The sequence below is a fragment of the Citrobacter sp. Cpo015 genome, assembly GCF_030333035.1.
GTDB classification, from domain to species: domain Bacteria; phylum Pseudomonadota; class Gammaproteobacteria; order Enterobacterales; family Enterobacteriaceae; genus Citrobacter; species Citrobacter portucalensis.
Map to the genome: position 1 here is coordinate 168,402 of NZ_JAOWGS010000028.1, position 12,629 is coordinate 181,030.

Here is a 12,629-nt window from a genome sequence, read left to right on the forward strand (position 1 = left end):
CAATCTGTATGTTAAATAAAAGTACTTTGTGAGTCTGTATTGTTTTAGGCCAGATCCGTGAAGATAAAGCCTCTGGCAAGGTGGGGAGGTAAGGTATGGAATTTCACGAGAATAAAGCAAAACAGCCGTTTATTGGGTTTGTACTGATCTGGCGGGCATACAAGGCGTGGCGGCTGCGAGCGCAAACGCGGCGCCTATTGCAACAGATGAGCGATGAGCGGCTGCGGGACGTCGGGCTGCGACGCGATCAGGTGGAGTGATTTTCTTTCATCGACAGAGGCTGGGGGTTATCGCCCCTCCTCTTTTACATTCACGATATTTATCAATTCATGCTTCTGGTTAGTCCGTTTCTTGATACTTATCCTGATAAGTATTATTTTCTCTTCAGCGATGAGAGGAAAGTAAGATGACTGAAGATGAACTGTTTGCCCGCCGCCCGATGGGGATGCGCATGGCAATGGTGGTGCGCCAGTGGCGGGCCATTATTGATGCTGCCATCACCGATACTGGTTTGACACAGTCAAGCTGGACGGTACTGATGCAGCTGTATCAACTGGGAGACAACGTCTCAGTCAGTGAACTGGCACAAATGCAGGGCATTGAACTGCCGCCGCTGATGCGCACCCTCTCGCAGCTGGAAAAGCAGGGGTATTTGCTGCGCTCCACATCGCCTTATGACAAACGCATCCGCCTGCTGGCGCTGACCGCGCAAGGTCGCGCAAGGCTGGACGAACTCAACCGGGTGATAGAGACATACCAACATCGCGTCACCTGCACCATCCCTGAGGCGGAACTCGCTTCCTTCAGCGCCACGCTCAATCAAATCGCCTGCAATCTGCGGACAATCCGCGAAGAAGACAATCAACACTAAAAAACTATGATGACCCCAGAACAAAAATTTGCCCGTTGGGTAAGGGTGAGTATTGCCGCTTTCCTGGTAATATTCGCCTGGTTTATCGTTGCCGATATCTGGATCCCGCTGACGCCGGACTCCACGGTGATGCGCGTGGTAACGCCTGTTTCCTCACGCGTTTCCGGCTACGTCTCGCAGGTGCATGTACACAATAATAGCCAGGTGAAGAAGGGCGATTTGCTGTACGAACTGGATCCGACGCCATTTATCAATAAGGTCGAGGCTGCGCAAATTGCCCTTGAGCAGGCGAAGCTGAGTAACCAACAGCTGGATGCGCAGATCGCCTCTGCCCGTGCCAACCTGCGCACCGCGCAATTCAACGCCCGCAACGATAAGACCACCTTAGACCGCTATCAGCGCCTGAGCGCCATGCAGAACGTGTCGCAATCCGATCTCGACAAGGTGCGTACCGCCTGGCAAACCAGCGAGCAGTCGGTGGCGGCGCTGAATGCCAGTATTCAGAACCTGCTGATCCAGCGCGGCGAGCGCGATGACAAACGTAACGTAACGCTGCAAAAATACCGTAACACGCTGGAAGAGGCGCAGCTGAACCTCGGCTGGAGCAAAGTATATGCCCAGACCGACGGTACGGTGAGTAATCTCCAGCTTAGCCCAGGGCTGTACGCCACCGCGGCCACGCCGCTGCTGGCGCTGGTCAGCCATCAGACCGATATCGTGGCCGACTTTCGCGAGAAAAGTCTGCGCCACACTCGCGTGAATACCGATGCCGCCGTGGTGTTCGATGCCTTGCCGGGCAAGGTTTTCTCTGCCCGCGTCACCAGTAGCGATGCCGGTATTCTGGCGGGTCAGGAGCAGGTTAACGGCCAGCTGTCGCAGCCGGAACAGTCCACCCGCTGGGTGCGCGATGCCCAGCGTATGCGCATTCACGTCGCGCTGAACGAACCGCTCGACACGCCGTTACCGACCGGGGCGCGCGCCACGGTACAGCTGTATAACAGCGAGGGCGTGTTCGCCCGCACCTTTGCCGGGGCGCAGATCCACCTCGTCAGCTGGCTGCACTATGTCTATTAACACGCTGGCCCACGTCTTTACGCCGCACGGGAATATTGTCTACACCGCCAATGATTTTCGCCAGACCCTGCGTATCTCCGTTGCCGGGACAATCGCGCTGAGTATTTCGACCTTCTACAACGTGCAGTATGGCGTGTTTTTTGTGGTTTATCCGCTGATGCTGCTGTCGCTGGTACCGGTATTCAACCGCCATGTGGCAACACAGTTCGTGTGCAGCGCGGCGGTGAACTGTGTCGAAATGGTGCTGATCGTCGGCTATCTTTCACAGTGGCCGCTGGTTATGACACTGGTGGTGTTCGGCCTGTATGTGATGCGTTTTCGTTTTATGAGCAAAGGACCGCTGTTTCTGCTCGGTTCGATGGGCGTGGTGTGCCAGAGTACGATGCTCAACTTTATGAGCTATCCCACCACCAACTGGCATACGCTGATGTTCTCCAATATGGAAGCCTGCGTCATGGCGGTGGCGCTGAGCGCGCTGCTGCATTATCTGATCCCGGACGTGGAACCCCGCCAGCCACCACCGCGCATTGAGAAAGATGCCGCCCGGGTGCGCCATGAATCGCTGCTTTCCGGCACGGTGGCGACGATGATTTTTGTGGTCTTCCAGATCTGCGATTTGAGTGATTCGCTGTCGGCGCTGATGGCAGGCATTTTGATCCTGTTTCCGATGCACTACCGCGGCGCGGTGATCAGCTCGATTTGGCGCGTGGTCGGCGTGGTGCTGGCCTGCCTGTATATTCTGCTGGTGCAACTGCTTATCTATGATTTCAGCAACCATATGCTGCTGATGATGCCGCTGATTGGCCTCGGGCTGGCGTTCAGTGCCCGCCTGCACGTAATGGAAAAAGTCGGGGCAGGCGTGGGGTTTGCCAGTATCACTACCATCGGCATTATGTTTGGCCAGAACCTGCACCCGGATCAGGACCTGGTATTCAGCGATCTGTACCGTATCACCTCCGTCACCGTCGCGCTGGTGGTAACGCTCACCATGGTATTTCTGGTGCACCGGGTTTTGAACTGCTTTGCCGCGACGCGGTTTGTGATTACCGAATGAGTGGGGGCAAGTGCCGGATGGCGGCTGCGCCTTATCCAGCCTACGGGAAAGTGCCATTTGTAGGCCCGGTAAGCGTAGCGCCACCGGGCGTTTTCAAATTGCCTGCTATTTCACCGTTCTCAAATTATTCAGAATACGATTTATTTGTTCGAGAAATAAAAATATATAAATTATAAATATTCTGAATTTTAATAATTGTGACCTTATAAACAAATTTATTTTTACGATTAAATATGATGGGTGTGATTATTATATTTTAAAGGGTATAAATCCATATGACATGGGAATATAAAGTATCGACAGGTATACTGAGCCATAACGGTGAGTTAATTTCTTAATGCTACAGTGGTGCCGGTGAATCAAAGGATAAACCGAACTGTGAACACATACGTAACAAGGGCCCCATTCCTCGAGGTATTTATTTTATTGCAGGATGGAATAATCACAAAAGCCCCTCCGCTATCATCCTTGAACCTATTGCAGGGACCAATACTTTTGGCAGAGATCATTTCGAAATTCATGGCGATAAAAAAGGGCAGCCACCGGGAACGGCATCTGCAGGGTGTATCATTATGAATGGACAAGATAAGCGCCAAACCATTTACGATTCGGGTGATACAATTTTGGTGGTAAGATAATGAAATTTATTATTATCTTCTTTCTATTTATGCTTTCGGGTGCCTCCTGCGCTGCAGAGCATACTGCACCTCAGCTTCTGCAGATGATAAATGAAAAAGGAGCAAATGCTGTTGTACACACACTTTATAATGACAATGAATCAGAATGGTGGAACCATATTATTCCTGAAATTAGCAAAGGTAATAATGACTGGTTAACGGTGGCAAGTGCTTTGGAACCCGGAGTTGATGCCAGTACTGCGGAGGATTTGCAGGGGGCGGTTTCTGAAGCCATTCCACATAACCCAGTCGGTGTTCTGGCTATTCTCAACGATAACAGACCATTGCTGACTATTGAGCAGATATGTGCATTTGCCTCTTTTTATGAGTCAGAAGAGGAAATGAATAAGCTATTTGTTAATTCCATCAGGGAAATGTATAAGGTCAAAACGGCAGAAGGGAAGCGGTGTATTGCGGTAATGATCAATACTGTCGAAAATTCTGTCCCATTTAATAAGGCGATGTAAATGGCGAGACCTGAGTTATCGCTTAAAGGCTTGAACAAACGGCTCCTCAGAAACTGTGGGGCTGATGACAAATCAGCGCCTGATGGCGCTTCGCTTATCAGGCCTACATGAGATCTACACAACGTGTTGATATTACAATACATGTAGGCCGGGTAAGACGTAGCCACCACCCGGCACAAACGCGAATCTATACTTTAGCGCCGTCTAGCATCTGAGAATTTATCCCTGCTTGCGCGGCTTCGCCGAAATCACGTTGATAAACTCCTGCACCTGCTGTTGCTTACGCGCGGACAGCTTGCATACTCGACGCAGCGACTGCAGTAACGCCGGTTCTTCCGGCTCCGGCAGTTTTGTCGTTAGCACAATACAGCCTGGCATCACTCTGACATCGAATTTGCAGCCGGTGGCGAAACCGGCGGCTTCCAGCCACTGGCCTTTCATAATAATTGCCGGAACATGCGTGTAATCCGGATAACGACTCGCATAAGTGACGGTACCCAGACGATTATTTGTTGGGGAGACTTCTGGATCGGTGAATTCTGCAATAGAATGCGGGGTAGTCATGGTCTCTATTCCTTTTCAATAGGGATTGTGATTAGCGAGGCGCTCGTGTTGCAGCACGGGCGTCTTGCGAAAAATAACACCTGTAAATCTAACCAGTAAATAAAAATAAAGCCAGCTAAAAATAGACAATAATAAACGCGTAACTGGAAATATAAATACGGGAATTAAATCGAAGGGAAATATAAAGTAGGCCGGATAAGCAAAGCGCCATCCGGCCATAAAATTAGTGCAGTGTAGTTATATGGTGCTGCTTAAAATTCTCCGCCTGCGACAGCACGCCCATATACACATCATCATTCGCCACCGGCGGGAACTTGTGTTTGTGCAGCAGTAGGATCAGCTCCACCTTCAGCTTCGCCTTAATATCATCACGCTTGCTCCAGTCCGGATACTTCGAGGTGTTATCGACCACCGCCTTCATCTCTTTCGCCAGCGCCAGCATCTTGTCTTCTTCATAGGTGAACTGATACTTATCGCGCATATGCGCCAGGATGTCGTAAAAGGCTTTCTCTTCGATATCAATCCCCATCTCGGCATAGGTGCCCATCTCGGTTTTAATATCGTAGATAATATCGGTCATCTCCTGGCTAAAGGTATCAAACTCTTCGCCGTTGAGGACGTCATCTTCCCGGCGCTCGTTATATTTATCCATAATCGACTGGAAACGACGGGTGAAGTTGATCCCCTGAAGCTGGTTGATCTGTTTAAAGTCGCTGATGGCTTTTTCCAGCAGCTTTTGCAGCAGTTGGATCTTTGTTGCCGGCAGTTTGATCTTATTAATGCGCGCCAGATAATCGTCGTCGAAAATATCGATCGACTCCGCTTTCTTATCGCCGAGGAAAAACAGCTCTTCCACGCCGTCGGCTTTCAGCGCTTCGGCGATCATCTCGCGCACGCGGGCGTTCATCTGCGTGACGTCCGGCGCGTCGCCTTTGGTCAGTTTGAAGACGATAGAGCGCACGGCAATATAAAAATGGATATGGTCGCGCTCGGCCTGCGACAGCGCCTCGCTGCCGCAGCAGACGTCATAGGCCGCTTTCAGCCGCTTCACCAGCCCCATAAAGCGGCGTTCCTGCTTCTGGGTGCGCATGACAAATTCTGCCGCGAAGTTCAGGCAGGCAAGCTGCGCCTGCGGCTCGCCGCTGAAATAAGGGCGGCTGTCGAATTCATGGAACATCTGCGCCAGCAGATCGAGATGATTTTTCACCTCAATCACCGACTGCTGAATATCTTCAAAGTTGGTGGCATCGATGCGTGAATACATCGCCAGCGCCTGGTTCATCTGGCGTTTAATACCGATATAGTCGACGACCAGCCCTTTGCTTTTGCCTTCCAGCTTGCGGTTAACGCGGGAGATGGTCTGGATCAGGTTATGCTTTTGCAACGGCTTATCGATATAAATGGTGTCCAGCTCCGGCACGTCAAAACCGGTCAGCCACATGTCCACCACGATGGCGATTTTGAAATTCGACTTGGCGTTTTTGAACTGTTTATCCAGCTCTTTGCGGTACTCTTTACTACCCAGCAGCTCGTACAGTTTCGCGTCATCGTCTTTACCGCGCGTCATCACCATCTTGACCATTTCGGACGGCGGCAGCTCTTTCTCCTCCTGCTCGGTCAGCTCAACCCCATCCGGGGCCTGCTTAACCTCAAACCATGCCGGACGAAAGTCTTTCAACTGACAATAGAAATCCCAGGCAATCTCGCGACTGGCGCAGACAAACATTGCTTTGCCTTTCACCGTTGAGCCTTCGGCGACACGTTTTTCATAGTGCTTCGCAAAGTCTTCCGCCAGCGCTTTCAGGCGGTCTTCATCGCCAAGAATGGCGTTCATGGTGGCGCTGGCTTTTTTGCTCTCGTCGATTTGCCACTCGTTGGTACCGGCATCAGCGCACTCTGCGTAGTATTTTTCCACCTCTTCCAGCTTGCGAGCATCAAGAATCACTTTCGCAGCACGGCCTTCGTAGACGATGCGCACGGTGATCTCATCCTGCACGGATTCGGTCATGGTGTAGCTGTCGATGATGTTGCCAAAGACTTCCATCGTGGCGTCGATAGGCGTGCCGGTAAAACCAACGTAGGTGGCCTGCGGCAGTGAGTCATGCAGATATTTGGCGAAACCGTAGGTTTTGCGCACCCTGCCGCTTTCTTTATCGACGATCACTTTCTGATCGAGGTTGACCTGGCTGCGGTGCGCTTCGTCGGAAATACAGATGATATTGCTGCGCCCGGAGAGCAGTTCAGTGTCTTCGGTAAATTTATGGATAGTGGTCAGGAAGACGCCGCCGCTGTTGCGACCGGCCAGTTTCTCCCGCAGATCGTCGCGGCTGGTGACGGGCACTACGGTGTCGTCACCGATATAGTTTTTGGCATTACACATCTGCGCCGAGAGCTGATCGTCCAGATCGGTGCGGTCGGTGATCAGCACGATCGTCGGGCTGGCGAACTCGACGCTTTTCATCAGCAGGCGGGTTAAGAACTGCATGGTGTAGCTCTTGCCGCAGCCGGTCGCGCCAAAGTAGGTGCCGCCCTTGCCGTCGCCGAAAGGTTTACGCGCTCGTTCGATGCTGTAGTACAGCTTGCGCGCCGCATAGTACTGTGGGTAGCGACAGCAGATTTTCACTTCATGTTTGGCTTTATCCGGGAAGCAGATAAAGTTTTTGATCACGTCCAGCAGGCGGACCGGATGAAACAGCCCCTGAATCATCGAGTGCAGGGAAGGGATGCCGTCCTGCTCGCGGTTTTCATTGCCGGTGACTTTGCGCCAGGAATAGAAATACTCGTACGGCGCAAACAGGTTGCCCATGCGGTTATTGACGCCGTCGCTGATAATGCACAGCGCGTTATAGACAAACAGCTGCGGAATATCGCGGCGATAGCGGGTGCAGAGCTGTTTATAGGCGTCGCCAATACTGGCTTCCTGCTCGCGCACCGCGCTTTTAAATTCGAATACTACTAATGGCAGGCCGTTGATATACAGAATGGCATCCGGAATGCGCGGCTGATTTTCTTTGCCGGTGATGGTCAGCTGATTGACGATTTTTACCCGGTTCAGCGGCTGGGTAAGATGATAACTTGCCGGCGTTTCCGCGGCCTGTTGCAGCGAAACCTCTTCGGTATCGAACAGTTCACGCAGCGCGGCGGGCAGATGCCGGGTGTCGAGCAGTTCGATATAAAGATCTTTCTGCTGGCGATCGTCACGTTTAAACAGGAAACCGTTGGCCAGCCAGGTGCAGAAGGTTTTATTACTTTCGTAGAGATCGGAGGCGGGCAGGGTGGTGAACTGTTTGATCAGCCGCTGGATCTCTTCTTCGGTGATGCCGTCGGCCTGATAACGTGCGGCGAGGTAGTGGCGAAGATCGTCTTCGATAATCACCTGATCGAGGCTGGAACGCGGCACATTGTCGCCGATCAGGTGCTGATAGCCCTGATCTTGTAACAGTTCAATTATCGCCTGTTCTAACTTCGCTTCACTGAATGAGAGATGCATATCCCGCTCCGGCCCTGGCTGGTTTTCTGGTAAGGGTTCCTGTAACAGAGAAAACCTTAACAGAAAGCCCCTGATTTTTCAGGGGCAAAATGCGTTATGCGGCTTCGGTTTTAGCTACTAAGTTTGGCAGATCCTCCAGGGACAGCTCGCCGGAGATGAGTTTTGGGAGCAGGGTGTCGCGGAGGTTAATTAAGTTTATATTCGCTTTTTTCGTTTCAATTATTTTATTATAAGCTGGTGCTAGATAACTATTAATAAATAACTTCATGATCTTATCATTATTTGGCATTATGAAACTAATAAATTCTAGTTCTTTAAAAGTTATTTGTGGGAAAGTACCAGATCTTAGCTCAGCAATTCGTTGTAATTTTTTAGTATTATCTTCAAGTGTTATAATAAAATATGGCAGCAAAGGGTTTATTTCATTTTTTGCACGTAATACCATTAACTTTGTTGATACAACATAATCATCTGATTCAAAATGAACAAAGGCATATCTTTTATTTTCTGGTCTAATTTCACTAAAGAGTATATCGCCTTTTTTTATCGATTTTTTAGCTTGACCAGGTAATCCTTCTGTCTTGGAGTAGTTTTGGTGTAGGAAAGATCCCTTTTCAATATCACCAGTATTGAGGAATATGACCTTATCTGTTTTGCTCAATGGGAATGTAATTGAGACACTTTCGACGAGATCATGCATTGACTTAGTTTGCCAACCTTTCGGCACCCAACCCAACTCTGTTTCTTCAAACTCAGCCGGGAAAAGTGCACGAATATCCGCCGGGAGTGGTTTGAAATCTGCACTATTGCGTACTTTTTGACGCAGTTCGGCGCGAGATTGCAGCGCTTCTGGGATTGGGTTTCCCGCATCCAGCGCGTTATCAATCACTGGATCGAAATCCACAAACCAAGATTTGAACAGGGTTTGGGACATTTGTTCTAAGGCTGAGTTAATTAATTTATTACAATTTATTTTCTCAAATATAATGTTGTTGATTTTTGATATGAATTTTCTTTTTTCACTTGAAGCTAATTTAAATTCATAATCTAAGATGGCTTTTCTGTCACCTCGTGGCATTTTTGTGCCTTTTGAGGTAAGAACAGTATGATCAATGAATTTCGGATCTATTAATACTGAGAAAATATATTCAGGCTCAATGTTGTCTTTAGGGCGAAAAACAATTACATCATTCGAACAAGCTCCAGGCCTATCTGCTAACCATATTTTCTTAAAATATGTTCGTATATTAGAAAATAGAATATCACCTTGACTAAATCTTGTTATTTTTCCGGTGTTAGGGATACTATTGGCCAAAGTAATACCCTGAAAATCAGTAAGCATATTTTCAGTCGAAATATAGTCTGAGATATTGATCAGGGATGCGTCAACTTTAGAGGTGATGACATCTACAACCTCTTTGAGTTTCACTATATTGCACTTACTCCCCATAACCCAGCGCCTCCAGGTTCTGGCGAATCGCGTTATCCAGTTCTTCCGCCTGCTTCATCTGCGCAAACAACGTCTGCGACAACTCGCGCATTTTGGTTTCAAACGCCACGCCGTCGTCTTCCTGCTCGGCGGCACCGACGTAGCGGCCCGGCGTCAGCACATAGTCGTTAGCCTTGATCTCTTCAATAGTGGCGACCTTGCAGAACCCGGCCTGATCGTCGTATTGCGCCAGTTTGCTGTCGCCGCGCTTGACGCGCTCGGCCAGCTCTTCCGGTGTGCTGCGCCATGCGTGGTAGGTATCGGCAATGGTGGCGATATCATCCGCCGTCAGCTCTTTGGTGGTGCGGTTCATCATGGTGCCAAGGTTACGCGCATCGATAAACAGCGTTTCGCCCTGACGGTTGCGGTAGCCTTTGGCCGGATCGGCTGCTTTCGATTTGGTCATAAACCACAGGCACACCGGGATCTGGGTGGTGTAGAACAGCTGCCCGGGCAGGGCAATCATGCAGTCGATCAGATCGTTTTCGATCATCTGCGCGCGGATCTCGCCTTCGCCGCTGGTGTTGGAGCTCATTGAGCCGTTCGCCAGCACAAAACCGGCGGTGCCGCTGGCCGACAGCTTGGAGAGCATATGCAAAATCCAGCCGTAGTTGGCGTTGCCGGTTGGCGGCGTGCGGTAGCCGGCAAAGCGCGGATCTTTGGTCAGCTCGGCGTCGTTACGCCAATCTTTCAGGTTAAACGGCGGGTTGGCCAGAATATAGTCGGCTTTCAGGTCCGGGTGCTGGTCGCTGAAGAAGGTATCCGCCGGGCGCTCGCCAAGGTTGGCGGAGAGGCCGCGAATGGCGAGGTTCATCTTCGCCAGCTTGTAGGTGGTGGCCGTCAGCTCCTGGCCGTACAGGGCGATATCGCGGCTTTTCCCCTGATGGCTTTCAACAAACTTCACCGACTGGACAAACATCCCCGCCGAGCCGCAGCACGGGTCATAAATTTTGCCCTGGAACGGTTCGAGCATTTCGGTCAGCAGCGTCACCACGCATTTTGGCGTATAGAACTCGCCGCCGCCTTTGCCTTCGGTGGCGGCAAACTTGCCGAGGAAGTATTCGTACACGCGACCGACCAAGTCTTCTTTCGACAGCGCTTCCACGTCGGTTTCGTGGGCCAGCGTTTCGATGTTATCGATGGTGTCGATAAGCGACGCCAGCTTCTTGGTTTCCAGATTCTGACGGCTGAAGTAGTTGTCCGGCAACGCGCCTTTCAGCGACGGGTTGCGCTTCTCAATGGTGGAGAGCGCGGTATCAATGCGCACGGCAATATCATCCTGCTTGGCGTGCTGTTTGATGAACGACCAGCGCGCCTCTTCCGGCAGATAAAAGATGTTGTCCTGCTGATAGAAGACTTCCATTTCGAGGAAATCGCCCTGGCCTTCGTCTTTCATCTTCTGACGGCGAGCCTCAAACTTATCGCTGATAAATTTGAGGAACACGAGGCTCAACACCACGTGTTTGTACTCGGAGGATTCTACGCTGCCGCGAAGCTGGTTCGCGGTATCCCATAATGTGTCTTCAAAGCCTTTCTTTGCTTTGGCTTTTTTCGTTGGTGCTTTGGCCATGATGAACTCAATCAGGAAAAATTTGTGGGCTATTGTAACGGTAAAAGCGGTGAAGTTCGCCCTTTAGTCGATTTCCAGTTCGTCGAACAACTGCAAATCCACATCCAGCAGCTCAACCGCATTGCTGCGTCGAATGCCGACGTTATTTTCAATCAACAGCTCCAGCAGGCGATCGCCGTCGATTAACGTAATCGGCGCGGCACCCGGAAACAACGCTGCTTCCGCGCATTTGGCAGCAAATTTCCCGGTAGTGATCAGCGTGCCGCGAATGGCTTTGTGATAGGGCAGAGCGCCGCGCAGCTGATCGATATACGGACGGGTAATGGTATTTTGCATCCGCTTCACCTGTACGACTTCGGTGATGGTGGTGATGCCCACCTGAACCTGACCAATCACATCCACGCCTTTATCGCCGGAGGCTTTGGTCACTTCAACCTGTTCGTAGCCCATCGCTTCCAGTAATTGCCCGACCAGATGCTCAAACTTGTACGGATTCATGGTGCTGATTTGCTCGCGCAGCAGTTCTTTTTGCTGTTCGTTATAGCGCTTCACGGCGTCCAAAAGCTCTTTACGCGGATCGCTTTTTCGCGCTGGCAGCGCTTTTCCGAGCCAGGCTCGCCCGGCATCAGTGATGCGATAGCTCATGCCTTCGCGGTTCACCATTTCGCGATCGATCAGGTTATTGAGGCGAGAGTAGAGCGTGCTCTTAACGGAACTGACTGAAGCGAATTTGGAGTGCTGGTGCAAAAAGGCCTGCCATTCGGGAAGTAAATCCGCGCGACGCGACATTTCCCGGCCTGCCAGTAGCTCCAGAAGCTGCAAGATGCCTTCCTGATCGTCTAACGAACGCAATGTCTTTTCGTCATCGTGCAGAAATTGTTGCCCACGAGGAGTCGGTTGCCAGACATCATCTGGCGTGCTTTTCATCAGGTCAAACTGAGGGTAGTTGAGGAACAAATAGCAGCCGTAGCTGTGGCGTGGGTTCAGAATATGGTTATCGGTATCCCAGATACGGCGGGCGATTTCGGCATCTTCACCTGACAAGCGCTCGCTGATCCACAGATCCGGTTCGGACCAGTCAACGGGTTGTTGCGGGGTTCCGGTTTGCTCGTGAATGGCGGTAATCATATCCCGCACTGCTTTCAAGGAATAGCCTGAAACGGCTTTCATCATCGCTTTTACCTGGGCGTAGGTCGGAAAAAGCGGGGTAATCACTTTGTAATTTTTCACGTTGGTCCCTTAACGAGTGCAATGGCAATAGCTTGCCACACCAGGTGAAAAATTCCATGGGATGAATCACTTATCGGAATGAAAACTGCCAATGCCGGATGGCGGCTGCGCCTTATCCGGCCTACAAGGAGCAGGATTTCCAG

At 50.9% G+C, this 12,629-nt stretch carries 10 protein-coding genes and 1 pseudogene; 6 read left to right on the forward strand and 5 right to left on the reverse strand.

Annotation, left to right across the window (positions count from 1 at the left end):
- The first annotated feature begins 95 nt into the window (after positions 1 to 95).
- From OGY67_RS10045 to OGY67_RS10070, 6 genes and pseudogenes are all read left to right on the forward strand, one after another.
- On the forward strand, positions 96 to 260 hold the full coding sequence (locus OGY67_RS10045; RefSeq protein ID WP_003019180.1) for a DUF1127 domain-containing protein: 165 nt from the start codon (positions 96 to 98) through the stop codon (positions 258 to 260).
- A 146-nt stretch (positions 261 to 406) separates the two neighbouring features.
- Positions 407 to 871, forward strand: a complete 465-nt coding sequence (locus OGY67_RS10050) for a MarR family winged helix-turn-helix transcriptional regulator (protein WP_111466167.1) — start codon at positions 407 to 409, stop codon at positions 869 to 871.
- Positions 872 to 877: 6 nt separating this feature from the next.
- Positions 878 to 1,945, forward strand: a complete 1,068-nt coding sequence (locus OGY67_RS10055; protein ID WP_286573922.1) for an HlyD family secretion protein — start codon at positions 878 to 880, stop codon at positions 1,943 to 1,945.
- Positions 1,935 to 2,999 carry a DUF2955 domain-containing protein gene (locus tag OGY67_RS10060; RefSeq protein ID WP_286573923.1) on the forward strand — a complete coding sequence of 355 codons (1,065 nt, stop codon included), beginning with the start codon at positions 1,935 to 1,937 and terminating at the stop codon, positions 2,997 to 2,999. Before OGY67_RS10055 ends, OGY67_RS10060 begins: the two co-directional genes overlap by 11 nt.
- 353 nt (positions 3,000 to 3,352) lie before the next feature.
- A pseudogene (locus OGY67_RS10065) lies at positions 3,353 to 3,637 on the forward strand (tlde1 domain-containing protein); the annotation flags it as partial.
- The gene (locus OGY67_RS10070; protein ID WP_137377278.1) at positions 3,637 to 4,143 is read left to right on the forward strand and encodes a hypothetical protein; all 507 of its coding nucleotides are present in this window, start codon (positions 3,637 to 3,639) and stop codon (positions 4,141 to 4,143) included. The pseudogene OGY67_RS10065 and the gene OGY67_RS10070, both read left to right, overlap by 1 nt.
- A gap of 219 nt (positions 4,144 to 4,362) precedes the next feature.
- On the opposite strand, the gene symE is transcribed toward OGY67_RS10070, so the two are convergent.
- The 5 genes from symE to OGY67_RS10095 form a co-directional block, all read right to left on the reverse strand.
- Positions 4,363 to 4,707, reverse strand: coding sequence for an endoribonuclease SymE (gene symE / locus OGY67_RS10075; protein ID WP_137377279.1), 345 nt, complete (start codon positions 4,705 to 4,707; stop codon positions 4,363 to 4,365).
- Between the two features lie 223 nt (positions 4,708 to 4,930).
- Positions 4,931 to 8,197, reverse strand: coding sequence for a type I restriction endonuclease subunit R (locus tag OGY67_RS10080; RefSeq protein WP_286573924.1), 3,267 nt, complete (start codon positions 8,195 to 8,197; stop codon positions 4,931 to 4,933).
- 94 nt (positions 8,198 to 8,291) lie between these two features.
- Complete coding sequence (locus OGY67_RS10085) at positions 8,292 to 9,647, reverse strand: restriction endonuclease subunit S domain-containing protein (protein ID WP_462561947.1); 1,356 nt, start codon at positions 9,645 to 9,647, stop codon at positions 8,292 to 8,294.
- Positions 9,637 to 11,256, reverse strand: a complete 1,620-nt coding sequence (locus OGY67_RS10090) for a class I SAM-dependent DNA methyltransferase (RefSeq protein ID WP_286573926.1) — start codon at positions 11,254 to 11,256, stop codon at positions 9,637 to 9,639. Before OGY67_RS10090 ends, OGY67_RS10085 begins: the two co-directional genes overlap by 11 nt.
- A 63-nt stretch (positions 11,257 to 11,319) precedes the next feature.
- Positions 11,320 to 12,486 (reverse strand): restriction endonuclease, encoded by a 1,167-nt coding sequence (locus OGY67_RS10095; RefSeq protein WP_149607588.1) that lies wholly within the window; start codon positions 12,484 to 12,486, stop codon positions 11,320 to 11,322.
- Positions 12,487 to 12,629 lie beyond the last annotated feature (143 nt).